Annotated in this window: 21 protein-coding genes and 1 riboswitch; of the genes, 16 read left to right on the plus strand and 5 right to left on the minus strand. The window is 44.0% G+C overall.

Annotation, left to right across the window (positions count from 1 at the left end):
- The first annotated feature begins 19 nt into the window (after positions 1 to 19).
- Positions 20 to 285: riboswitch (cobalamin riboswitch) on the plus strand.
- Positions 286 to 420: 135 nt separating this feature from the next.
- On the plus strand, positions 421 to 1,053 hold the full coding sequence (locus DSL64_RS13895; protein WP_115831515.1) for a cytochrome c biogenesis protein CcdA: 633 nt from the start codon (positions 421 to 423) through the stop codon (positions 1,051 to 1,053).
- Positions 1,054 to 1,097: 44 nt separating this feature from the next.
- On the plus strand, positions 1,098 to 3,281 hold the full coding sequence (locus DSL64_RS13900; protein ID WP_115831516.1) for a TonB-dependent receptor plug domain-containing protein: 2,184 nt from the start codon (positions 1,098 to 1,100) through the stop codon (positions 3,279 to 3,281).
- 9 nt (positions 3,282 to 3,290) lie between these two features.
- Here the strand turns inward: DSL64_RS13900 and DSL64_RS13905 are convergent, their stop codons facing one another.
- From DSL64_RS13905 to DSL64_RS13915, 3 genes are all read right to left on the minus strand, one after another.
- Complete coding sequence (locus DSL64_RS13905; protein ID WP_115831517.1) at positions 3,291 to 4,067, minus strand: oxygenase MpaB family protein; 777 nt, start codon at positions 4,065 to 4,067, stop codon at positions 3,291 to 3,293.
- Positions 4,064 to 4,441 (minus strand): ribosomal maturation YjgA family protein, encoded by a 378-nt coding sequence (locus DSL64_RS13910; protein WP_115831518.1) that lies wholly within the window; start codon positions 4,439 to 4,441, stop codon positions 4,064 to 4,066. The genes DSL64_RS13905 and DSL64_RS13910 overlap by 4 nt, the downstream gene beginning before the upstream one ends.
- Before the next feature lie 155 nt (positions 4,442 to 4,596).
- Positions 4,597 to 4,785: a hypothetical protein gene (locus tag DSL64_RS13915; RefSeq protein ID WP_115831519.1), complete on the minus strand. Its 189-nt coding sequence runs from the start codon at positions 4,783 to 4,785 to the stop codon at positions 4,597 to 4,599.
- A 131-nt stretch (positions 4,786 to 4,916) separates the two neighbouring features.
- Here DSL64_RS13915 and DSL64_RS29170 point away from each other — a divergent pair, with 131 nt between their 5' ends.
- Together DSL64_RS29170 and DSL64_RS13920 are read left to right on the plus strand one after the other, a co-directional pair.
- A complete protein-coding gene (locus DSL64_RS29170) occupies positions 4,917 to 5,066 on the plus strand; it encodes a hypothetical protein (protein ID WP_199539395.1) in 150 nt (49 codons plus the stop codon).
- A 78-nt stretch (positions 5,067 to 5,144) separates the two neighbouring features.
- A complete protein-coding gene (locus DSL64_RS13920) occupies positions 5,145 to 6,857 on the plus strand; it encodes a hypothetical protein (protein ID WP_115831520.1) in 1,713 nt (570 codons plus the stop codon).
- A 23-nt stretch (positions 6,858 to 6,880) separates the two neighbouring features.
- Here DSL64_RS13920 and DSL64_RS13925 read toward each other — a convergent pair whose 3' ends face one another.
- On the minus strand, positions 6,881 to 7,468 hold the full coding sequence (locus DSL64_RS13925) for a Crp/Fnr family transcriptional regulator (RefSeq protein ID WP_115831521.1): 588 nt from the start codon (positions 7,466 to 7,468) through the stop codon (positions 6,881 to 6,883).
- 331 nt (positions 7,469 to 7,799) lie between these two features.
- On the opposite strand from DSL64_RS13925, the gene DSL64_RS13930 reads away from it, so the two are divergent.
- Positions 7,800 to 9,050: an asparagine synthetase B gene (locus DSL64_RS13930; protein WP_115831522.1), complete on the plus strand. Its 1,251-nt coding sequence runs from the start codon at positions 7,800 to 7,802 to the stop codon at positions 9,048 to 9,050.
- A 128-nt stretch (positions 9,051 to 9,178) separates the two neighbouring features.
- Here DSL64_RS13930 and DSL64_RS13935 read toward each other — a convergent pair whose 3' ends face one another.
- Positions 9,179 to 9,616: a hypothetical protein gene (locus DSL64_RS13935; RefSeq protein WP_147300367.1), complete on the minus strand. Its 438-nt coding sequence runs from the start codon at positions 9,614 to 9,616 to the stop codon at positions 9,179 to 9,181.
- Positions 9,617 to 9,896: 280 nt separating this feature from the next.
- Here DSL64_RS13935 and DSL64_RS13940 point away from each other — a divergent pair, with 280 nt between their 5' ends.
- The 11 genes from DSL64_RS13940 to DSL64_RS13990 all read left to right on the plus strand — a co-directional run bounded on the left by DSL64_RS13940 (position 9,897) and on the right by DSL64_RS13990 (position 23,693).
- A complete protein-coding gene (locus DSL64_RS13940; protein ID WP_115831524.1) occupies positions 9,897 to 10,493 on the plus strand; it encodes an OmpH/Skp family outer membrane protein in 597 nt (198 codons plus the stop codon).
- 249 nt (positions 10,494 to 10,742) lie between these two features.
- Positions 10,743 to 13,211 (plus strand): heavy metal translocating P-type ATPase, encoded by a 2,469-nt coding sequence (locus tag DSL64_RS13945; protein WP_115831525.1) that lies wholly within the window; start codon positions 10,743 to 10,745, stop codon positions 13,209 to 13,211.
- Between the two features lie 172 nt (positions 13,212 to 13,383).
- Positions 13,384 to 13,545 carry a cbb3-type cytochrome oxidase assembly protein CcoS gene (gene ccoS, locus DSL64_RS13950; protein ID WP_115831526.1) on the plus strand — a complete coding sequence of 54 codons (162 nt, stop codon included), beginning with the start codon at positions 13,384 to 13,386 and terminating at the stop codon, positions 13,543 to 13,545.
- 114 nt (positions 13,546 to 13,659) lie between these two features.
- A complete protein-coding gene (gene ccoN / locus DSL64_RS13955; RefSeq protein WP_115831527.1) occupies positions 13,660 to 15,810 on the plus strand; it encodes a cytochrome-c oxidase, cbb3-type subunit I in 2,151 nt (716 codons plus the stop codon).
- Positions 15,811 to 15,849: 39 nt separating this feature from the next.
- Positions 15,850 to 16,875, plus strand: coding sequence for a cbb3-type cytochrome c oxidase N-terminal domain-containing protein (locus DSL64_RS13960; RefSeq protein ID WP_115831528.1), 1,026 nt, complete (start codon positions 15,850 to 15,852; stop codon positions 16,873 to 16,875).
- 62 nt (positions 16,876 to 16,937) lie between these two features.
- On the plus strand, positions 16,938 to 18,344 hold the full coding sequence (gene ccoG, locus DSL64_RS13965; protein ID WP_115831529.1) for a cytochrome c oxidase accessory protein CcoG: 1,407 nt from the start codon (positions 16,938 to 16,940) through the stop codon (positions 18,342 to 18,344).
- Positions 18,345 to 18,398: 54 nt separating this feature from the next.
- The gene (locus tag DSL64_RS13970) at positions 18,399 to 18,842 is read left to right on the plus strand and encodes a FixH family protein (protein WP_115831530.1); all 444 of its coding nucleotides are present in this window, start codon (positions 18,399 to 18,401) and stop codon (positions 18,840 to 18,842) included.
- Between the two features lie 26 nt (positions 18,843 to 18,868).
- Positions 18,869 to 19,576 carry a sulfite exporter TauE/SafE family protein gene (locus tag DSL64_RS13975; protein ID WP_229217087.1) on the plus strand — a complete coding sequence of 236 codons (708 nt, stop codon included), beginning with the start codon at positions 18,869 to 18,871 and terminating at the stop codon, positions 19,574 to 19,576.
- 218 nt (positions 19,577 to 19,794) lie between these two features.
- Complete coding sequence (gene hemN / locus DSL64_RS13980; protein WP_115831531.1) at positions 19,795 to 21,159, plus strand: oxygen-independent coproporphyrinogen III oxidase; 1,365 nt, start codon at positions 19,795 to 19,797, stop codon at positions 21,157 to 21,159.
- Positions 21,160 to 21,347: 188 nt separating this feature from the next.
- Positions 21,348 to 22,580, plus strand: a complete 1,233-nt coding sequence (locus DSL64_RS13985; protein ID WP_229217088.1) for a PAS domain-containing sensor histidine kinase — start codon at positions 21,348 to 21,350, stop codon at positions 22,578 to 22,580.
- Between the two features lie 48 nt (positions 22,581 to 22,628).
- Entirely contained in the window at positions 22,629 to 23,693 is a 1,065-nt protein-coding gene (locus tag DSL64_RS13990) for a response regulator (protein WP_115831532.1), read from the plus strand.
- Positions 23,694 to 23,738: the final 45 nt, after the last annotated feature.

The raw sequence follows: 23,738 nt of genomic DNA on the forward strand, positions 1-23,738 counted from the left end.
TTATAATTTGTGAAATGACTAGTTTTGCGCGTTGATTGGTTTGCACCTCTGGTGCGATTAATAGGGAATCCGGTGAAAATCCGGAGCAGTACCCGCTGCTGTAAGTTCATAAAAAAGATCCTGGTATAAACAGCCACTGAAAAGGAATTAAAAGTGAAGAATTAAGAATGAATGCCAGCAGTTAAACTTTTAACTCTTCATTCATCATTTTTCATTTATCATCCCTACCGGGAAGGCGCCATGATCTGAACGAGCCAGAAGACCTGCCAGTTTACCATATTTCCGTTTTGCTTTCGGGAAGAAAAGCAAGTGGCATAAGACTGGCAATATCCTGCTCGGTCTTTTCCTCTGTTTCCCTATCGCTTCGCGGATAAAACATTTCATCTTGCAAAATGCAAGTAATATTTTATCTACATCAAAATGATCAATCTCTTACTGGTAGACTCCCTGTTGCTTGGTGTTCAGCATTCTTTTGAACCCGATCATATGGCGGCGGTATCCGTACTGGCCACCGACGAAAACAAAACACCCACGCATCGCTGGAAACTGATATGGCGTTCGTCGCATTGGGCACTCGGTCATTCTTTTACGCTGATTCTTTTCGCCATTCTTGTACTATTGCTGAAGTCGTCGCTTACCCTTGATATCTCCGACAAAGTGGAGACGCTGGTGGGACCGCTGATGATCTGGCTGGGTGTGATGGCGATCAGAAGAAACTTCAAAAAGGAAACGCCGGAACATACCACATCAGACAATACAACCTGGAGCCGTTCCTTCTTTGTAGGTATGTTTCATGGATTGGCGGGAACCGGCGGCGCTTGCGCGGTAGCACTTACGCTCGCGGCCAGTGATGCCACCACAGCGGTATGGATCATTGTATTACAAAGTGTCGGAATCATTCTGTCTATGTCAGTTTATGGTTATTTTTTCGCTTTTTCAATTAACAAATTTGCGCGAAGAAAAGAGTTATTCCTGACCATCGTCAACTATATAGTAGGCTCATTCTCAATTATGATCGGCCTTATCACACTGTACGAAGCAATACAGGGATAGCGATAAAAACACTACTATCCGTTCAGAAGAACACCAATTAATCTATGAAAATAAAACTGTACAAATTTACCTTTATCAACGGACTAGTCGGCCTGATGGCAGTGCCCGTTGTTTCCAATGCACAGCAGATTTCTGCTGATTCAACCAGAGAAAATCTGCTGAATCCCGTGGTAGTTACAGCCACCAGATTTGAGACCAGAAAAGATCAGTTAGCCCAGAAAATCACCCTGATTTCAAAGGAAGATATACAGATGACTCCGGCTGTAGATCTGACAGATATTGTAAGAAAAACAGCGGCTGTAGATGTGATTCAATACCCCAATCTTTCTTCGGGCATCGGTATCCGCGGGTTTCGTCCTCAGTTTTCAGGATTGAATCAGCGCACGCTATTGCTTATAGACGGACGTGCTGCCGGAGCTACCAATTTATCTCAAATCAACCTCAGCGGAATTGAAAGGATTGAAGTACTGAAGGGCCCTGCCTCTTCGCTATATGGTTCACAGGCCATGGGCGGAGTGATCAACGTGATTACCAAAAGGTCCAAAGGCCCGACTACAGGTAACGCATTTCTGGAATATGGCAGTTTTCAAACGCTGCAAGCCGGGTTCAACGCGGGAGGAAATCTGACAAAAAAGCTCGATTATGATGCTTCATTCTCCTATTTCGAAAGAGCAAAAGATTACAAAATCGGGAAAAATAATGTTTTCAGAGATGCATTGGGGTATACCCACGCTCAGAAAAACTATACAGCCCAACCCGTTCAATCAGTGGACGAAACCATTAACGATGGTCAGCGAAGACCCTTTACACAGCTCCATTATTTTTCCGGATCGGCAAGGCTCGGTTACCAGATTTCAGATAGATGGAGAGTGGATGTAAGAGGTGAACGCTTCCAGGCAAAGGATGTAGAATCACCGGGAGAAATCTCCTCGGGAAGTACAGAAGCAAGCAAGAAAAATGTGGATCGATCCGCGTTAGATGTGGCATTGACAGGCTCCATCGGCAATCACAGCCCTTCTGTGAAGGTTTTCGGTTCAGAAGAAAATACCAAAAACTATACACTCAATGTTTCCGGAAAACCTGTGATACCCTTCCGTTCCGCACAGGGTCACAATGTATGGAAAGGATTGCAGATTAAAGATGTCTGGAAAGTTGGCCAACATGCAATTACTTTCGGATACGATTATCTGAATGCCTCCACCAATAGCCGGCGCTGGACCAACGACACAACAGAACGTGCGCCTACGCAGCCTGCTTATGCAATTGTTTCATCTGCTTTCTTCGCTCAGGCATTACTGAATTTTGGAAAACTGACAGTTCAACCCGGAATCCGCTACGACAATATCACATTTGACGTGAAGGAAACGGCATTACTTCCGACCTATAAATCAGGCAAAAAAACAAATGCATTTACAAGTCCAAGTTTGGGATTGACTTACGAATTAATCACAGGTCTGCGTGCAAAAGCAGCTATCGGTCGCGCTTTCGTAACTACAGATGCCTATAGTGTTGCGGGTTATAATGAAATACGGGATTCACGCGGACGTATTGCTGTAACAGCAGGAAACCCCGACTTGAAAAATGAAAGTAGTGTAAGCTGGGATCTGGGATTGAGTTTCAATAAACCCCAAACCGGACTTTCGGCGAGTGTAACGTATTTCTCTACACAGGTTGAAAATCGTATTGCGAAGATCATTACTACCGTGAATGAGCCTCTGACAAATGGTGACGTCATTACTTCAAGAGCCAGCTTTGTGAACGCTGCCGATGCAGAAATCAACGGACTGGAAACAGAGATCAGCTATGATTTTGGTGCTCTAAACAATTACAGCTATATGCTCCGCGCCTTCTGGAACGGAACTTCAATCCTGAATGCTAAAGAACAAATCGTAGGAACAGACGCCTCCTCGGTAACACGTAATATCCAGAATGTTGCAAAGAATACTTTCAATTATGGTTTGGAATACGATAACCTGAAATGGCTGAAGTTGAGACTTTCCGGCAGATCAGTTGGTACGCGTACAGATATTGACTACACCGATCCTATCAACCCTGAAATTGAATATCCTGCTTACATGGTCGCTGATTTTACAGCTTCTTTCCGCTTGTCAGCCGCGCACCAGATTTCGCTGAGAGTGAACAACCTGACTGACGAAAATTATTACGAAAAAAGAGGCTACAATCTGCCTGGAAGGGCGATTTCGGTAAGATATAATATCCAATTCTAATTCGCCGGATCAGCCGTGTGCATATACCTCCGGCTGATCCAGTGCTACTACCTGCTGCTTATAATCCGGTGGCAGCAACGCATCCCTGAAAAACTTCTCTATCCCCATCCAGCGCAATATTTTATATAAGCCAAGTACAGGAGTGAGATAGGAGAATTTCTTTAATCCTAACATCGCTATTACACCATCCGGTGCCACCATCGACTGCACTTCTTTTAGCATCACGAAACGCAAAGCGCCCAGATGCTTTCTGTACTGTCTGTATAAATCTTCCGTGAAATGCCCATTTAACATGTTTTCACGCAAATGCTCCTCACGCATTTTCTCCCACTGCTCAAAAGTTTGCGGTAAACCCACAATGCCCATCCTATCCCCCACCCGGAAGAAAACATCAAAAACCTCGGTTTTTTCTTTATCTGAAAGCTTTCTTTCCAGCAACTCAAACGATCTGATGGAATAGTCAATCAGCATAAATAATACATCACGATAAGCCCATTCAGGGATTCGGCTGCCACGGGCATGTTCCACAGCGTGGTGTATTGCTGCAATTTTATCTATGGATTGAAAGGCAGCGTATTCGTCAGCAAAAACGATCCGCCGGGCATAGGCTACGGTGGAAAACAGTCTTCCCAAGGGATCAGCCGGAAGTTTACCGGTAAAGTAAAGCCAATCTACAGCCTTATTGAGCGCAAACTCCGCCGAGGCACCTGCAAAAATAAAAAGTACGGTATCTGCAGTTCCCCAAATCTGACGCACTACGGAGTCTTTTTTTACGAAATATTTCATACTGCTAATAACCGTTTTCTGTTTTCAAACATCACTACAGCAGCGATGCCACATGTATAGGCAAGCATGTCGCCCCACTCAAAACTGGTTCCCAGTACAACCCTTGCTACTGTATATTTTTTCAAACCTATCATTTCAATTACATTGAGATATTGCACGAATTCAATCACAAAAGAGAATAACAAAACCCCTGCTGCAACCTCCCTGACACCGATATTCATCATCGATCTGACTAGACAATACAAAAAAATAACAACCAGAAAGTCACCTCCGTAGGGACGAATCAGATCATCACTGATACAAAGCGCGATGTATATTTCTGTCAGGAATAGAAGCATGGCCCTCACGAAATAAGACTTGTTGAATCTAAGCATGCTGTTCAATGGTTTTCGCTTATCTTAACAATAAAGTACTTTGCAATACAAAGTAAATAATAAAAAAACGATTTCTCCTAACGCTCATAAAAAATCCCCATCAACAGTTTGTACCTGTCGATGGGGATCGCCCTCTTTTGTCTGTTAAACTAAATTTACCCGCTGTAATAGTCGTTGAAATGATCATGACCAGGCTTCAGCTTATGTGTTTGAAAGAAATCTATCAATCCACCGATCACAATGAAAGGCAGTGACACTATGGTGGAAATGATCATGGCTAAAAATAGTATAACAGCCAGCCAGATTTTACCAATATTATATGAGATATTTGTCAGCAGTTTCATGATTTCTAAATTTTGTTTAATAATTTATTAAACTGTTTACATGATCTTTTAAAAGATCGTACCAAGGCTCAACAATTCGTTAAATATCCATTTTGTCATGTTTTTTAACCTATTCGGGCATCTACTGACCCATGAGCCGACTCCTCGAATTTATTCTCAGAATGATTATGGCTATCATTCTTTCTGTTGCAACCGTACTCACCGCCCTGATTATGGGACCTTTTATATTGTTCCGCTGGATTTCCAAACGCCTGGATGAGCTGTTAAAATCCTTTCATTAGACCTACGCGAACCAGTCGTTTCAGAGTAGTGTTTCAAACAAATTCTCTTTTGTTCTGAAACATACTGCATTCATATCCATGCACAGACGACGATTTATAACGCTTGGTGGCACATCATTATGCGCTCTGCCTATACTTACATCTACTGCTTTCACATTTATTAACAAAAATGATAGCAAAATGCCGCCCTGGCTGGTAGAGCTGGTTAAACGCAATGACAACAGTGTTGAAAACCTGCTTAAATTTCAGGTAAGTGATCCTAAAAGCCCGGATTTCGGAGGGGTTGCAGATGGGTTCGGGATACTGAATCCGCATAGTACTTCCGCCCTCGTGCAGGTCGGTGGCAATGCTGTTTTTTCTCCTGATTCCAAATTTTACAAATCCGACGAGCTGTTAGAAAAAATGAAGCTGGCCGTTCTGTATCTTTTGAAGATCCAGCACAGCGATGGTACCATTGATTTGCTAAGCACCAATTTCCATTCGACACCGGACACTGCATTTCTGGTAAAAAGACTGGCTATTGCCTACACTTTAATTGACAGGTCTCAGGCAACATTCGCACAATCTGTTTTGACAGAACTAAAAAAGTTTCTGCTCAATGCGGGCGAAGCACTCGTTAAAGGTGGAATTCACACACCTAATCACCGGTGGGTGGTTACTGCCGCACTCACACGGCTCAACGGACTCTGGCCGGATACCCGCTATGTGGACAGAGCTAACGAGTGGTTGGGAGAGCATATTGATATTGACGCCGACGGGCAATACAATGAAAAAAGCACGTTCATTTATTCGTCGCTTACGGATAGGCTGCTCATTACCATTGCCGCTGGTCTGGATAAGCTCGAACTGCTTGAAAGTGTTCGCAAAAACCTGAATATGACGATGTATTATGTACATCCGAATGGTGAGATTGTGACCGATGCATCCGGACGCCAGGACAAGGCAGTGGTTGGTACGCTCGAAAATTACTATTACCCCTACCGCTATCTGGCGATGCTTGATAAAAATGGCTCCTACTCGGCCATGTGTAAGATGATAGAGGAAACTGCTGGAGGAAAAATCGGTGGATTTCTGGATTATTTATTGGCCGACTCTACCTTGTGGGAGGCTCTGCCACCTGTAAAAGCGCTTCCGCTGAATTATGTAAAAGCCTTCCCGATTTCAGGTTTGGTTCGCATTCGCAGAAACAGGTGGGATTCCACATTGATTGCTAAAAATCCGGTCTGGTTTACATTCATGAAGGGCAATGCTGTAGTGCAGGGAGTACGCTTTGCTTCCTCTTTTTTTGGTAAAGGGCAATTTCAAACGGAGGAAGTAAAAGCAAACGGAGCTTATTTTGAACTGACACAAAAACTGGAAGGCCCTTACTGGCAACCGTATCCTAAAGATGCCATAGCGCCGGACGGAGACTGGGAAAAAATGCCCAGAACCAACAGGCCTCAGAGTGAAGTTCAGCACCTGGAAACAAATGTTCGTATCCGTGAGACAAAGGAAGGCATGGAGATCGAAGTCAGTACCAATGGGACCGAACGTGTTCCGGCTGCATTGGAAATTATTTTCCGGCCGGGCGGAGAATTGAAAGGCGTAACAAAGATAGAAGGAACGAAGGATTCCTGGCTGCTGGCTGCGAATACCGGCACTTACACTGTGGGTAGCGACACCATCTCATTCGGCCCCGGATTGGCTCTGCATAAAAACATTGCTTTAAGAGGCGCATTGTCCCCTATGGATGCGCCTACGGTTTTCCTGACAGGCTTTACACCTTTCAAACATACAATCAGGTTTAGTTAGAAAGCAAAGCCACTATTGCTACATCACCGCTCTGACATCCGCTTTCGTATCCGGCTGAGTGATGGTCCCTGTATGCCCAGATAAGAAGCGATGTGATAAAGCGGAACATTGTTAAAGATATCCGGATGCTTTTGAATCAGTTCCAGATAGCGTTCTTCCGGCGACATAAACATGAAATGCTCTGCCCGGGTCATGGCAAAATTGAAAGCGGTTTCGGCAACCAGTCTGCCAAACCTTTCCCATTGGTGTGACTCACGGTATAGCTGATTCAACTGGTTGATATGGATATACAGAATGGTTGATTCTGTCATGGATTCGGTGTAATAGTTGCATGGAGTTTGTGTCACAAAACTTTTATACGAAACAACCATCTGATTCTTAGAAAAGAAGAAGACATTTTTTTCCTCCGCTGTTTCTTCATCGGTGTAATAGGTCCTGAAAACGCCATCCAGAATGAAGCCCAGATGTTTACAAACGTTCTTGTATTCATTGTAAAACTCTCCTTTTTTATATTCCTTTTTCTGCCAGAACGGGTAAGATCTGGCGAAAGCGTCCTTGTCTATCCCGGCAAACTCCCCCAAAGCCAGCCCAAGCATTTCAATTTCAGTCATAGTCATTATGTTAAATCCTATTTTGTTTTGCCGCGAATAGCACAGATACCAGACAAAAGTCATCAAATCTCCAATTCGTGTACATCTGTGGCATCGGTGGCAAAATACTTACTCACATTTTTGCCACCGATGCCACGAATATACACGGATCAGTATATGACTAATGAGTTAAGAAAAGCCATATGGGTCTTTATTATTTGCGGCTAAAAATATTTCAAAAATCACTCATTATCAAGTAAATAATCAGTAGCATTTGATTAAATTTGGGAACCGCGCGGCGGCGGCCGACCACCCCTAATATCATTCCTGCACTTTCTAACTATCCGGATGTATGATGATCAGGTTTATATTTCTCTTCGCCTTACTGGCTTCTCAAACTGGTTTCGCCAACTACATCCTGATCCCGATGGATAAGGCACAAAGTAATCATCTCAAAGCGTACGGACTATCCTATATGCTGTTGAAGCAGGAGATTGACGTAGACTGGCTCCTCAATTACCGCGGAGGCAGTTTTATGGTACAATATAGCAAGGCAATCGAAAAGGAATGTAAGCTGAGGGCTATACGATACGAGATTCTTTCTGACGCCGACAACCAGCGACTACTCGCTCAGCTGCGCCAGCCGGATGTCAATATGGATGCAGTAAAGCTTCACAAGGCAGCTAAAATTGCAGTCTACTCCCCTATCAAGATCAGTCCGGCCGAGTTTGAAGATACCGATGCAGTATTGCTTGTCCTTAAATATGCCGAAATTCCGTTTGAAGTCGTTTATGACGAAGAAATTTTGAGAGGAGATCTGCCGAAATACGATTGGCTTCACTTACATCATGAAGATTTCACGGGTCAGTATGGAAGAAGTCTGAGAAGGACATCTCCAGCTGATGTGAAAGCACAGGAAGCTATTGCAGATCGTTTCGGCTATTCTAAAGTATCACATATGAAATTGGCGGTAGCCAAACTGATCAAAGAGTTTTGCGCAGGAGGTGGCTTTTTGTTTGCCATGTGCTCTGGTGCCGAAACCTTTGATATTGCACTTGCAGCAGAAGGAATCGACATAGTGGAGAATCTGGATGGCGATGGAGTAGATCCCGATGCGCAATCCAGGCTGGATTACAGCAAGACGTTTGCCTTTCAAAACTTCAAATTGCAACTGGATGAATACGATGGGATGAATTTTTCAGATATCAATTCCTCCGCAGGCCGGTTTCGCGGCTATGGAGGCAATGACGCTTACTTTTCCCTGTTCGATTTTTCAGCCAAATGGGACGTGATACCTGCCATGCTGGTACAGAACCATGAGAACCTGGTCAGGGAATTTTTCGGACAAACAACCGCATTTTCCAAACATACCGTCAAACCCAGCGCTTTGGTAATGGGAACCAGCAGCCAATCGGACAGATATATCTATGGCGAACTTGGTCGCGGTCAATGGACTTTTTATGGCGGCCATGATCCTGAAGGACGTGGCGGAGGCAGACGCCTGCCCACAGACCTGAACCTATACCCCAACTCTCCGGGCTATCGGTTAATACTGAATAATGTGTTGTTTCCTTCGGCAAGGAAGAAAAAGAGAAAGACTTGAGTTATATTCCGGTAAAACCAACGTTGCTCGTAGTTTTTCACACTGCAAACTTGGCCTAATATCTCAGACAGAAATTTACCAACATTCGCACTTTTTAGACTGCATACAACAGGTTCTTACGAAATTTACTACAAATCCTGCAACTGCGGGAAAGTGTAATTTCGGGCCTCACCATACACTACCGAACCATCACTTTTGATAGCATAAGCGCGGTAGTAATAAAAGTATTTCCCCGCAAATGCATCACCCTTGTAATTATAGGTATTTGTTCCTGCAACAAGTGGTTTGTCAAATTTCATTCTAGCTCCATGCTCAATTCTGGGCACATAATCTCTATCCGACGAATTACGAAAAAAGGATAAATGCAATATGCCGTGTTCAACAACGGGTATATTGCCCAATTTATCAACCTCAATTTTAAAGTTCCAGCCATCATTGTAACTAACAGAATCTGTTGTTATTTCAAGTAATTCCGGATTTACATTATCTTTATCTGAGCAGCCAAACAAAGAGAAACAAATTGCCAGACAAAGTATCAAGGCTGTAGATTGTATATTTTTTTTCATGGATATTTTCATGGTTTCTTAGAGTTACAAAAATAGGAAACTAAATCAGAATGTTACACTTTGCAGTGCATCAATGGAAATCCGGATTTAGAGATTGCCCCACCCAATTGAACTTCTCACCCATCTTTATACAAAAAGGGAAAATTTATCCAACTGGCGCTCAATGTATTGTTATGCGTGGCTTTTACTGATTAAACTATTTTAACATTTTTTAAGACAATACAAATCAGAAGGTTACGTTGGGCTTACAGTTTTCCACTTTTTAACCCGACAAAACAAAATGAAAACATCTGCTTCCATTTTCACATTTGTTACTTTAATCTTCTCCACATTTGCCAGCTTTGCTCAGGACATGAAGATTGGTCATATAGACCAGCAATTTATTATTTCCACACTTCCGGAATACAAAAAATTGAATCAGGAAATCAATGAAAAAAGTGTGCAATACGACAAGATACTGAAAGGTAAATTTGATGATTTTGAAACTAAAAGAATTGCTTTTGAAAAACTTACCTCTGCACAAACAAGCGAAGCAATTTTAAAAGACAAAGCCACCGAACTCGAAAACCTGAAAGCTTCCTATGAAGAATTCCAGAACAGCTCCATGAATGAGCTTCGCAATTATTTCAACAAAAAATTCACACCGATCAAACAAAAAGTAAACGATGCAATCGTATTTGCAGGAAGAAAAAATAGTTACGCCTTTATATTGCGAATGGATCTCAATCCCGACGGTGGTGACCTGTGGCCGGTTGTTTTGTACGCCAGAGATACGACTTCCACGCTAACTTCGGATATTCTGAAAAATCTGGGTGTTGACAGTACGGCCGCTTCCGACAGAAAAATTGGCATTCCGCAGATGTTGAATAAGCGGTAAGCATGTTAAATATTTCAGCTTGTTGTGCGTAGTTTCTAAAACTGCGCACAACAACTAAATGATCACCTGTAACAAAAACACTTCCCCACGCTCATTCCTGACCAAAGTCATCTTCCATACCCGGCATTCGTCATCTTCTTACCCAACCTATTGCACCAATTTTGAATCACAGTTTCGCATTCGTGTCAAACTGCATTTCATCATCATCAGAAACCATCAGGTGATAGTCGTAAACAAGAAGAAGAGGCCATGAGTGCAAACAAACTTGACGTTGAAAACGAGATTCAGATCAAACCAACCTGTTACCATTGCGGAGAGGAATGTAAAGATGAAATCATTCATCAGGATGAGCATGAATTCTGTTGCGATGGCTGCGCTGTCGTCTACGACCTTCTGAAAGAAAACGATCTCTGCCGATACTACGCCATTGATGGCGCGCAAGGCATATCACCTGATAAAACTTATTTTCAGGGGAAATACGATTATCTTGATCTCCCCGAAATTTCAACAAAGTTGCTGGAATTTACTGACGGACGTTTGTCCAGAGTAAACTGGCTGATTCCCAAAATGCACTGCAGCTCCTGCATCTGGCTGCTCGAACAACTCTACCTCATCAACCCGGCTATACGTAGCTCGGTTGTCAATTTCCCGGAGAAAAAGGTACGGATCACCTACGACGCCGATCAGATTAAGCTGAGTGAACTGGCTTCTTTGATTACAAAACTAGGTTATGAACCTTATATCAGTCTCAATGATGTAGAGGGCAAGCAGATCAAAAAATGGAACCGTACGCGTCTCTACAAAATCGGGATAGCAGGCTTTGCATTTGGTAATATCATGATGCTCAGTTTTCCCGAATACTTCGATCTTGGGCAATCTACATCCGACAACAGCCTTCGTTTCATGTTCAGCATGCTCAATCTGGCACTGAGCCTGCCGGTATTTTTCTACTGTGCTGAAGACTTTTTCAAATCGGCCTGGGGTGCATTAAAAGGAAAATATCTGAATATTGACGCTCCGATAGCATTGGCGCTGACCTGCATTTTCCTGATCAGTCTATACCAGATTTTCAGTGATACGGGCCCGGGCTACCTCGACTCTCTTGCCGGTGCGGTGTTTTTTATGCTGATCGGTCGCTATTTTCAGGATAAAACCTACGCTGGCATTTCCTTCGACCGTGATTATAAATCCTATTTTCCGGTGGCGGTCTCGGTGGTGAACGACAACAAAGACATCCGCACACCCATCACAGAACTCAACACCGGTGACCAGATCATTGTCAGAAATGAAGAACTCATTCCGGCCGACTCCGTATTAATGAGCCCGCTTGCAATGATCGATTACAGTTTTGTATCAGGCGAATCGGAGCCGCTGGAACGCAAGAAAGGTGATACTATTTATGCCGGCGGCAAACAAACAGGCCCTGCTATTGAGCTGGAAGTACTCAGAAAAGTATCTCAGAGTTATCTGACCCAACTTTGGAATCACGACACTTTCTCCAAAGAAAAGGAAGATCAGAATCAGACGCTTGCCGCCAGAATCAATAAATATTTCTCAACGATCGTACTGATCATCGCCACCATTACATTCCTTGTATGGATTCTTTATCTGAACAGTCCGGAAACGGCATTCCGCGCCTTTACAACCAGCCTGCTGGTAGCCTGCCCATGTGCGCTGCTGCTTTCGTCCACTTTCACAAACGGAAATATGCTCGCCCTTTTTGGCAAGAACAAGTTCTATCCCAAAAATGCGCACACCATCGAAAGACTTTCTCATATCGATACGGTCGTTTTTGACAAAACCGGAACCATCACGCAGGCCAATGATGCTGAAGTTGATTTTATAGGAAGAGATTTATCTGAAGAAGAACTGATTATCGTAAAATCAGTAGCTTCACAATCTTCTCATCCGCTGAGCCGTATGATTGTTAAAAAACTGGCTGATACTACCGCAAGCAAAAGGAGCCTGGGTGAATACTCCGAAACCGGCGGGGCAGGTATTGAAGCCTGGTGGGGCAAAAAACGAATCAGACTGGGTTCTGCCAAATGGGTGGGAGCTACAGCAACGAATCAAATTGCGAACGATGCCTCTCACGTCTACTTCTCAGTGAATCATGAGGTAATTGGTTTCTTCACAATCAAGAGTAAATACCGTTCAGAATTACCCGAAACCATTGCTGCTCTGCAACGTGAAGGATATCGCACCTATCTGCTGTCTGGCGACAAACCTACGGACAAAGCTTTACTCACTCCCATCTTCGGCGACAGTGCAAGCTTGCTGTTTGAACAAAAACCAGAAGAGAAATTACGCTTCATTGAAACCCTGCAAACAGCAGAAGGAAGAAATGTGCTAATGGTAGGTGATGGGCTCAATGATGCCGGTGCGCTTCGCCAAAGCAATGTGGGACTCGCCGTGTCTGACGACATCAATAATTTTTCGCCTTCCTGCGACGCCATTGTGGAAGGAAACGAGCTGACCAAATTACCCGCCTATATGAGGCTGGCAAAATCAGGACAAAAAATTATCAAGTGGAGTTTCGGGATTTCGCTGTTCTATAACATTACCGGATTAGCCTTCGCCATTACAGGAAATCTGTCACCTGTGATAGCTGCAATCCTGATGCCGGTCAGTTCAATTACGATTGTAGCCTTTACTACCATTGCCAGTAATGCGGCCGCAAGAAAATGGGTATCCACCCGGAGTCAGCATAAACCATAGTCTGCAAGCACTTCGCCCCTATTTTGCACAATTGCATTTCGCCTTTATTCTTAGCGCTGTCTCCGGGTAAAAAACTGAGTAAGGTCATGTTTCCGACAGGCATAACATCATCGTTCCCGGATCACGAACCCGGTAGTTTTGACCCATCAATATAACCTTATTCAATACAACCATGAGCGCCCTGTATATCCTCATTATCGCCAGCCTTTTCGTTGCAATCGGCTTTTTGAGCGCCTTCATCTGGTCTGTCAGAAAAGGACATTTTGACGATGACTATACACCTTCCGTCCGCATTTTACTCGATGACACCACCCATGAATCCAACAATCAGTAACCCGTTTGTATGCATAAATAACCTCTGCCTTCCATAAATAATCCTGTGGCACCTCAATCTCCGGTGCCACAGTAAAATCAGTAAAACTCTATTCACCAAATTTTATTTAACATTATGTCAAACGTTCCACATCCGGGTATTGCATCTGTCGAGCTGGACGAGTTTAAATACGACAACCGTATTGTACGGAATTTCGCAATCGCGACAATTTTGTTCGGGCTCATCGGAATGCTTGTTGGATTGCTGGCCGCACTTCAGCTCGTATTTCCAGATCTGAATATGGATATTCAATATCTGACTTTCGGCCGTATCAGACCGCTACATACCAACGCGGTTATTTTCGCATTTGTAGGTAATGGTTTCTTCACAGGTATGTATTATTCTGCACCACGTGTATTGCGTACACCGATGTGGAGCCCTGTTCTGAGCCGTTTCCATTTCTGGGCCTGGCAGTTCATCATTCTTGCAGCAGCTATCACACTGCCAATGGGACTTACTACTTCCAAGGAATATGCTGAACTGGAATGGCCATTGGACGTAGCGATCGCGGTTGTGTGGGTTTCTGCACTCATCAACCTGATTATGACCACCATCAACCGACGCACTGAGCATATCTACGCGGCTGTTTGGTTTTACCTCGCTTCTTTCATCACTGTAGCTATGCTGCATGTTGTCAATAGTATTGCTTTACCTATCTCTTTATTTAAAAGCTACTCAGTGTATGCCGGAGTTCAGGATGCCCTTGTGCAATGGTGGTACGGACACAATGCGGTTGCATTTTTCCTTACAACCCCCTATCTGGGTCTGATGTACTACTTCCTGCCTAAGGCAGCGAATCGTCCGATATATTCTTACAGACTTTCTATCGTACACTTTTGGGCACTGATTTTCCTCTATATCTGGGCTGGTCCTCACCACTTGCTGTACACTGCTTTGCCGGAATGGGCGCAGACTTTGGGAACTGTTTTCTCAGTGATGCTGATCGCTCCGTCATGGGGTGGGATGATCAACGGCTTGATGACATTGCGCGGAGCATGGGATCGTGTTCGTGAGGATATCGTGTTGAAATTCTTTGTAGTTGCTATCACTGCTTACGGTATGGCTACTTTTGAAGGACCCATGCTTTCATTCAAAAATGTGAACGCCGTAGCCCACTATACCGACTGGATCGTGGCGCACGTACACGTAGGAGCGTTAGGCTGGAACGGGTTCCTTACTTTTGGTTTACTGTACTGGTTGTTCCCTCGTTTATACAACCGCCCGTTGTACTCTCAAAAAGCGGCAAGCTTCCACTTCTGGATCGGCACATTAGGTATCATTTTCTATACAGTTCCGATGTACTGGGCAGGATGGGTACAAAGCTCAATGTGGCAGGAATTCACAAAAGAGGGCCTTTTGAAATATCCTAACTTCCTTGAAACCGTTACCCAACTTGCACCGCTGTACTTCCTGAGAAGTGTGGGTGGAACATTGTACATCATCGGATTTGTAGTGATGATCTATAACCTCTGGATGACCGCTGCAAAAGGTAAACTTGTTCCGGACGAAACTGCAAAAGCGATGCCTCTGAGCGCAATCTGGCACGCCAGCAAAAACGAATACTGGCACCGGAGGCTGTTTGAACGCAAGCCTTTGGCACTGACAATATTCGCGCTGATCGCTGTGGCTATTGGTGGTATGATTGAGATGATCCCGACATTTATGATTGACTCTAACGTTCCGACCATTGCGGCAGTGAAACCTTACTCTCCGCTTGAATTACAAGGACGCGACATCTACGTTCGTGAGGGCTGCTACGTTTGTCACACCCAAATGATCCGTCCGTTCCGTGCCGAGATTGAACGTTATGGAGAGTATTCTAAATCAGGTGAATTTGTATATGACTTCCCGCATCAGTGGGGATCGAAACGTACCGGTCCGGATTTGCACCGTGTAGGCGGCAAGTACCCCGACTCATGGCACTACAACCACATGGAAGACCCGACCAGCATGTCTCCGGGCTCTATTATGCCTCGCTACGAATGGTTGCTGGAGGAGGATCTGGATACAACGACGACTGCTGCGAAAATCAGAGCAATGCAAATGCTTGGCGTTCCTTATGAAAAGGATTACGACAAAATTGCAAATGCGGAGCTGACAATACAGTCTAAAGAAATTCAGGAGCGACTCAAACAAAGCGGTATCAAAGCAGATGAGAAGAAAGAAATCATTGCGCTCATTGCTTACCTGCAACGATTGGGAACAGATATCAAGACCGAGAAATAGTTGATCTGTCCGTGTATTCCATCATTATAATTTATCATCATGAAATTTCGAACATATCTTGAAAACATTGTGGGGATTGAAGTCTTCCCTCTGATTTCGCTGGTCATATTCTTTCTGTTCTTTGCCTCTCTGATCATATTTGTATTGCGCATTGATAAAAAATCGCTGGGCAAAATGAGCAGTCTGCCGCTGAACGACGGCGTTGTAAAAAAATCAGTATTGTCCTTATTGCTGATCGGTTTCGTCTCCTTCTCTGCTATGGCGCAGGAGGCTGAGCCCGTGAGAGCGATCACCGGCACCGACCTGATCCTCTACATTGTATTAGGCATCTTGTTCTTTATCACAGTTCTGGTAGTAATCCTTCTGGTAAATGCAATTAATCTGCTAAACCAAATGTCGGGCAAAAAGGGACCAGATGGAGAGTCTACCGCTGTATTCAGCGAGCATTGGTGGAAAAAGTTTGTAGGAGCAGGAGTATCCCTGAAAGACGAAAAACACATCCTGATCGACGGACACGATTACGACGGGATCCAGGAACTCGACAACCGCATGCCGCCCTGGTTGCAATCGCTGTTTGTAGCAACGATCGTAATCGCCATCGGATATTCAGCCTACTACTTCAGTGGAATGGGTGATATGCAAATCGCCGAGCTCGACAAAGAAATCGCACAGGCGGAGATTGAGAAGAAAGCCTATATGGAAAAAGTGGGTGCGAGTCTGGATGAAAATTCAGTAACCGCATTGACAGACGCTGCTATACTTGCGGAAGGTCAGGCGCTGTTTCAGGAAAAATGTACTGCCTGCCATGGACCTGACGGTGGAGGTTCTGTAGGACCAAACCTCACCGATGCCTATTGGCTGCATGGTGGTAGTATTCATGATGTGTTTAAAGTAATTAAATACGGTGTGCCTGAAAAAGGGATGATCTCATGGGAGAAACAACTATCTCCTCCGGATATTCAGAAAGTGGCGAGTTATGTACTGTCGCTGAAAGGAACCAAACCAGCTACACCAAAAGAAGCACAAGGTGAACTCTATGAAGGAGATCAGTTGAGTGCAAAATAGTAAACCGGATGCAGAGGTGAGCACAAATTGCCCGCCTCTGCATTCCACAAATATCAAATACAATGAAAACCTTTGATATTCCCGAGCAGGACGAGTACTTCCGCGATCACTTCAACGCGGTAACGGAGGATGGGAAGAGAAACTGGTTTTATCCTCAAAAACCAAAAGGTAACTGGCACAACCGCCGTGTCTGGTTTACTGTAGTGTTACTTGGCTTACTTTTCGCGGCGCCCTTCATCAAATTAAACAGACAGCCACTTCTCCTGTTCAATGTTCTCGAACGTAAGTTTATCATTTTCGGAATCTTTATAGGTCCGCAGGATTACTGGCTATTCGGTCTCACCATGCTTTCTTTCATGGTATTTATTGTTCTGTTTACTACCGTTTTCGGCAGATTATGGTGTGGTTGGGCTTGTCCTCAAACTGTTTTTATGGAAATGGTTTTCCGTAAGATTGAATATGCGATTGAGGGTGATGCAGGAAAACAAAAGCTACTGAACAAAGCACCCTGGAATACCGATAAAATCATCAAAAAAGGATCCAAGTATTTTCTCTTTCTTGCGGTATCGTTTCTGATTGCCAACTTGCTGCTTGCCTATGTTATTGGTGTGGATGAATTGGGAAAAATCATCAGTGAACCCATTGGAGAACATATTCCTCTTTTCTCCGGTATTGTAGGTTTTACGGCTATCTTTTATTTCAATTTTGCATGGCTGCGCGACCAGGCTTGTACAGTAGTTTGTCCCTACGGCCGTTTGCAAGGCGTTCTGATGGATCGAAACTCTATTGTGGTGGCATATGACTACAAACGTGGCGAAACCAGAGGAAAATTACACAAAGGCAAAGAGCGTACTGAAGGTGATTGTATCAGCTGTAACCAATGTGTGGCAGTTTGCCCGACAGGGATCGACATCCGTAACGGTATGCAGATGGAATGTGTAAACTGCACTGCTTGTATTGATGCCTGCGATTCGATCATGGACAGAGTCGGTTTTGACCGTGGACTCATCCGCTATACCTCAGAAAATGCCATCGTCAATAAAACCAGTAAACTGATTACACCGAGAGTTATCGGCTATGTAGTGGTGCTGATCTTACTGTGGTCGGGGCTGGGTTTCATGCTCGCTTCGCGCACAGATACACAAACTACGATGTTCCGCGCTCCTGGTAGTCAGTATGTAGAGAATAAAGATGGCTCCATCAGCAATCTGTATACATTCAAGATTTTCAATAAAACCAATCATGTAGTGCGTCCGAAATTGGTATTGGAGAATTCACAAGGCAAACTGATTTTTGCCGGAACACCAGATCTCACGCTGGATGGAGCAGGAATGGCGCAGGGGACCGTGTTCATTGTTATTCCAAAATCAGAATTGACCAGCAGAAAAACCAAACTGAAATTATCGGTTTATCAGAACAATGAAAAACTGGAGACCTTCGAAACGACCTTCATGGCTCCGCAAAACTGATTAAACCACATCACAATAAGTTATTCAACATAAAGGCTTACGGCCACTACTATTATGAAATTCAATTGGGGTACCGGAATTGCCGTTTTGTATCTGGGTTTTGTAGCCATGATACTTGTACTTGTGAGCATGAGTACAAATCAGAAGATTGATCTCGTTACCAGCCAGTACTACGAAGAAGAAACCAAATTTCAGGAAAAGATCAATAAGACAAATCGCGCCAACGCGCTTGAAAAACCATTGGTTTGGGAATTGAAAGAGGAAGGACTCAGCATCACTTATCCTGACAATACCATAGACCAGCAGTTATCAGGAACGATCAAACTGTACTGTCCGGCTAATGAAAAAAACGACCGCAGTTTCGATGTTATCGCCAGTGGTCATCAACAGCTTATACCTGCCTCTAAAATCCCTGTTGGGCGTTACCGTCTTCAGATTGACTGGAAGAATGGTACCGAAACCTACTGGAATGAGGATGTTATTGTCATGAATCCATAGTTAACAAATCAGGGTTTACAATTCCCATGATCACTTTTCTTCCATATCTGGCATTTACAATGGGACTGATGAGCAGTTTTCATTGCATCGGTATGTGCGGGCCCATTGCACTCGCACTACCCGTTCAGAAAGGAAACCGCTTACAACAATTCGCAGCACTTATTGTTTACAATTCAGGACGGGCAATCACTTATGCCCTACTGGGGATGCTGATAGGATCAGTAGGTGCTTCGCTCGCCTGGATCGGCTATTTACGTTACTTATCTGTACTGGCAGGTTTTGCAATGCTGATCTATGTATTCTGGCCTGCCACGTTAGATAAGTATTTCCACCCACCATTGTTCTGGCAAAAAGCAGTCGGGTTTGTAAAAAAGAAAATGGGCGACATGCTGCGCAGCCGAAAAATGTACAGCTGGTTTTTATTGGGAAGTTTCAACGGACTCCTCCCCTGTGGCATGGTTTATCTGGCTCTGATCAGTTCCGTAGCAACAGGAAGTATGGTAGGCGGCGGACTGTATATGTTGCTTTTTGGAATCGGAACCATGCCGATGATGATGGCTGTAGGTTTCTTCAAGCAATGGTTTACACCCACGCTTCGTACCCGCATCAGAAAACTGACTCCCATTATGCTTGCTGTGGCCGGCGTGTGGCTGGTAGTTCGTGGCGTGATGATTCAATATCCTTCTTCCTCAGCCCCTGCATCATCGCAGATTACGATCTGCCATGGTAAATAAAATTTACTCATCTGACTCTCTATAAATCAATTCCTTACCTCCATGATCAGTCCCATCTCCAAAATTATGGAGGTGGGGCTTCTTGCCTGTTGCAACCGGCTTAACACTGATTACAATACCCACAACAGTAAGTTTTTCAGATGACGAGCATCATGTTTTCCGGTTCGGCACATCGCTAGTTTTGATCTTTATAAACATACATCAAAACAACTTTTCTTATGGATAAGGATTTGCTGTTCAAATATAACACGCCGGGTCCACGCTATACCAGCTATCCCACGGTTCCTTACTGGCAAAAAACACCACCTACCCAGGCAAGCTGGCAAAATCTGGTAAAAAATGCCTTTTCGATTTCCAATCAAAAAGAAGGAATCAGCCTGTATGTTCATTTACCCTTCTGCGAAAGTCTGTGTACTTATTGCGGATGCAATACGCGTATCACGATCAACCATGCGGTTGAAACCAAATATATCAATGCCGTTCTGAAAGAATGGAGCCTGTACTTTTCCATTTTTGGGAATGAAAAACCTGTAATAAGGGAAATCCACCTGGGTGGGGGCACTCCTACTTTCTTCAGTCCGGAAAACTTGCAGCGGTTGATTAAAGGACTGACGGAAAAAGCAGAGATTCACCCCAAAGCACAATTCGGATTCGAAGCGCATCCCGGCAACACCACGGATGAACACCTTATGGCACTTTATGAAGTAGGTTTCCGCAGGATAAGTATCGGTGTGCAGGATTTTAACCCCATCGTACTGGCGATTATCAACCGCCACCAGACCTACGAGCAGGTAGCGCATCTGACGCACAAAGCGCGCGAGATTGGCTATACCTCTGTCAATTATGACATTGTATACGGGCTTCCGCAGCAAAAAACCTGTTACATGATGGAAACCATGTTTAAGGTGATTAAACTAAAACCTGATCGTATCGCATTTTACAGTTACGCGCATGTGCCTTGGATCAAACCCGGTCAGAGAAGTTATACTGAATTGGATTTGCCGGATGCGGATAAAAAAATGGCAATTTATGAAACCGGTAGAAATGCGCTGGAACTTGCAGGCTATAAGGACATTGGCATGGATCACTTCGCACTTGAAACCGACGAATTGTATATCGCTCAAACCGAAAAGCGCCTTCACCGGAATTTCATGGGCTATACCGACACGCGCACGCGACTGCTGATAGGACTTGGAGCCTCTTCTATCAGCGACACCTGGGACGGATATATACAAAATGAAAAACGGGTAGAGGATTATTACAAAAGAATCGCAACCGGTGAACTTCCTATTGCAAAAGGACACGAACTAACCCGAGATGACCAGGTACTCCGACGCCACATTCTGAATCTGATGACAAACTTTGAAACTTCATGGAGACAGCCTGAAGAGGTTTGTGATGAAGTATATAAGGCGATAGAGCGGCTTGCCGAAATGGAAATGGACGAGCTCATAAGTATAGAACCCTATCGTTTACGCATCACTGAAACCGGAAAGGCTTTCGTACGTAATGTATGTATGGCATTTGATGCGCGCTTGTGGGAAGACGTTCCGCAGTCAGCATTATTCAGCCAAACCGTATGATCGGCAAGTCCTGGTTTTCTTCCCGAATACCAGGATTTAACCAAAACAAATTCTGACACTTTTTAACCTTTAAGCACCAATCAGTTACCATGGGTGCCGGTTTTCAAAACGTTCGTAAACCTTGTTACCTTCAACTATCTCCTGTACCTTGTATGTTTGATCATGATATATTAATTCATACAAAGGTGATGACACGCCATATAGAGATGCTTGACGCCCTATTTAAACATGCGACTGAAGGAATTGTTGTAGTCAATAAATCGGGTGAAATAGTCATGCTCAATCCCAAGGCAAGGGACTTGTTCGGATACAGCGATATGGAGCTGGTTGGTAAAAAAATTGAGACTCTGATTCCCCAAAGATTTGCCAGAAACCACGTTGATTACCGGAACGGATATCTGGAGGCTCCGAAAGCACGAGGTATGGGTCAGGCCATGGATCTGTATGCCAGACGGCACGACGGTTCAGAGTTTCCGGTGGAGGTAAGTCTGAGTCCTTTCAAAACAAGTGACGGTGAGTTTGTGGTCAGCTTTGTTATTGATATCACGGAACGGAAAAAACAGGAGAATCGCATTATTGAAGCTAATCTTGAAATTCAAAAACTGAATGCTGAGTTGGAAGAGCGTGTAAATCAGCGTACAAAAGAACTGGCTACAGCTGTACGCAAAGTGGAAGAATCGCAGGAAGAGGTAATACGTGCTTTGAAAAAGGAACGCGAACTGAACAATATGAAAAGTCAGTTTGTCACCATTGCGTCTCACGAATTCAGGACACCTTTGGCTACTATATTGTCGTCGGCGTCACTGATAGGCCGCTATGCCAAAACGGAAGATGAAGAAAAAAGGCAGAAACATGTGTTGCGTATCAAATCCGCGGTAACCAATCTCACGGAAATTCTCAATGATTTTTTATCCATCGGAAAACTGGAAGAAGGTCGGGTGCAGAGCATTCCTGTATCGATGAAACTGGAGGAGTTCAGCGTTGGTCTTATTGAAGAAATCAAAGGTCTTTGCAAGGAAGGGCAGCAGATCCGGTTCAGCTATCAGGGCATTCCGGAGGTATGGCTGGACAAACAGCTTTTACGCAACGTACTTTTCAATCTGATCTCCAATGCCATTAAATATTCAGACGCGGGCAAGTCTATACATTTTCAAATCAGTGCCGGGGAAAATATTGTCACAATTGTAATCCGCGATGAAGGTATTGGTATACCGCTTGCTGATCAGGCTCATATATTCGAACGCTTTTTCAGAGCACATAATGCGGGAAATGCACAAGGCACCGGTTTAGGACTGAATATTGTTCAGAATTACATTGACCTGATGGGGGGCAAAGTATCGTTCGACAGCGAGGTAGGTGTAGGAAGTACATTCCATATTGAATTACCCAATCACCATCCTGAACACATTAAAAACGACTGATTTTCTCTTTGAGAATTAATAATACTAAAGAAGTTTAACGACATCACCTTGGAAACCAGGAAAATACTATTGATCGAAGACAATCCGGAAATGCGTGAAAACACGGCAGAGATTCTGGAGCTGGCCAACTATGAAGTAGTGACAGCACAAAATGGCAAGGAAGGTGTTGCCATGGCAAATCAGACAAATCCTGATCTGATCATTTGTGATATTATGATGCCCGAACTCGATGGATACGGCGTACTGCATTTGCTCGGGAAGGATGAAAAAACATCGAACATTCCATTCGTATTCCTAACTGCCAAAGCTGAAAAGGATGATTACCGTAAAGGCATGACAATGGGTGCCGATGATTACCTGACCAAGCCCTATGATGATGTCGAGCTTCTCAATGCTGTTGAAATACGACTGAAGAAAAGTGAGCGACTGAAACGCCATTTCGACAGATCGGCCGAGGGATTGGATCAGTTTATACTGGAAGCGAAGTCTTTTGATCTGATTGCCAAACTGGCAGAAGACAAAAAAATAAAAGCGCTACGCAAAAAAGAGACCGTTTATACCGAAGGCAGCTATCCTTCTAACGTCTTTTTTCTTCAGAAAGGGAAAATAAAAGCGTATAAAGCCAATGACAACGGCAAGGAATACATCACTGATCTTTATAAAGAAGGAGATTTTTTTGGCTACCTGGATTTGCTACAAGGCGAACCCTATCAGGAAACAGCCATTGCTTTGGAAAAATCCGAAGTGGCTATGATACCGAAAGATGACTTTTTTAATCTGTTACAAGGAAACAGGGAAGTGGCATCCAAGTTCATCAAAATGCTGTCTAATGAGATCAAAGACAGAGAAGAACGCTTATTGCAGCTGGCCTACAACTCCGTTCGTAAGCGGGTAGCTCAGGCGCTGGTAATGCTCGTGCAGCGTTACCAGGAAGATCGTACCAAACCATTTTCTATGTCCATTACCAGAGAAGATATTGCCTCTATGGTGGGTACAGCTACAGAAACTGTGATCCGGACTTTGTCTGATTTCAAAGATGAGAAACTGGTAGATATGAAGGGCAGCCTGATTACCGTATTGGAATACGAAAAACTGGTACGCATGCGCAACTAGGTACGATTTACTATGATGTGGATTGATTTAAAAACCGGGAAGATA

The organism is Dyadobacter luteus, from assembly GCF_003383615.1.
GTDB classification, from domain to species: domain Bacteria; phylum Bacteroidota; class Bacteroidia; order Cytophagales; family Spirosomataceae; genus Dyadobacter; species Dyadobacter luteus.

What these genes read in the sequence shown, in the direction of transcription:
- DSL64_RS13935 (WP_147300367.1), bottom strand. Translation starts at nt 9,616, where the DNA reads ATGAAAAAAAATATACAATCTACAGCCTTGATACTTTGTCTGGCAATT.
- DSL64_RS13940 (WP_115831524.1), top strand. Translation starts at nt 9,897, where the DNA reads ATGAAAACATCTGCTTCCATTTTCACATTTGTTACTTTAATCTTCTCC.
- DSL64_RS13915 (WP_115831519.1), bottom strand. Translation starts at nt 4,785, where the DNA reads ATGAAACTGCTGACAAATATCTCATATAATATTGGTAAAATCTGGCTG.
- DSL64_RS13925 (WP_115831521.1), bottom strand. Translation starts at nt 7,468, where the DNA reads ATGACTGAAATTGAAATGCTTGGGCTGGCTTTGGGGGAGTTTGCCGGG.
- DSL64_RS13960 (WP_115831528.1), top strand. Translation starts at nt 15,850, where the DNA reads ATGAAATTTCGAACATATCTTGAAAACATTGTGGGGATTGAAGTCTTC.
- ccoS (WP_115831526.1), top strand. Translation starts at nt 13,384, where the DNA reads ATGAGCGCCCTGTATATCCTCATTATCGCCAGCCTTTTCGTTGCAATC.
- DSL64_RS13910 (WP_115831518.1), bottom strand. Translation starts at nt 4,441, where the DNA reads ATGCTTAGATTCAACAAGTCTTATTTCGTGAGGGCCATGCTTCTATTC.
- DSL64_RS13970 (WP_115831530.1), top strand. Translation starts at nt 18,399, where the DNA reads ATGAAATTCAATTGGGGTACCGGAATTGCCGTTTTGTATCTGGGTTTT.
- DSL64_RS13945 (WP_115831525.1), top strand. Translation starts at nt 10,743, where the DNA reads ATGAGTGCAAACAAACTTGACGTTGAAAACGAGATTCAGATCAAACCA.
- ccoG (WP_115831529.1), top strand. Translation starts at nt 16,938, where the DNA reads ATGAAAACCTTTGATATTCCCGAGCAGGACGAGTACTTCCGCGATCAC.
- DSL64_RS13930 (WP_115831522.1), top strand. Translation starts at nt 7,800, where the DNA reads ATGATGATCAGGTTTATATTTCTCTTCGCCTTACTGGCTTCTCAAACT.
- DSL64_RS13985 (WP_229217088.1), top strand. Translation starts at nt 21,348, where the DNA reads ATGACACGCCATATAGAGATGCTTGACGCCCTATTTAAACATGCGACT.
- ccoN (WP_115831527.1), top strand. Translation starts at nt 13,660, where the DNA reads ATGTCAAACGTTCCACATCCGGGTATTGCATCTGTCGAGCTGGACGAG.
- DSL64_RS13975 (WP_229217087.1), top strand. Translation starts at nt 18,869, where the DNA reads ATGATCACTTTTCTTCCATATCTGGCATTTACAATGGGACTGATGAGC.
- DSL64_RS13900 (WP_115831516.1), top strand. Translation starts at nt 1,098, where the DNA reads ATGAAAATAAAACTGTACAAATTTACCTTTATCAACGGACTAGTCGGC.
- DSL64_RS13920 (WP_115831520.1), top strand. Translation starts at nt 5,145, where the DNA reads ATGCACAGACGACGATTTATAACGCTTGGTGGCACATCATTATGCGCT.
- DSL64_RS13905 (WP_115831517.1), bottom strand. Translation starts at nt 4,067, where the DNA reads ATGAAATATTTCGTAAAAAAAGACTCCGTAGTGCGTCAGATTTGGGGA.
- hemN (WP_115831531.1), top strand. Translation starts at nt 19,795, where the DNA reads ATGGATAAGGATTTGCTGTTCAAATATAACACGCCGGGTCCACGCTAT.
- DSL64_RS13895 (WP_115831515.1), top strand. Translation starts at nt 421, where the DNA reads ATGATCAATCTCTTACTGGTAGACTCCCTGTTGCTTGGTGTTCAGCAT.
- DSL64_RS29170 (WP_199539395.1), top strand. Translation starts at nt 4,917, where the DNA reads ATGAGCCGACTCCTCGAATTTATTCTCAGAATGATTATGGCTATCATT.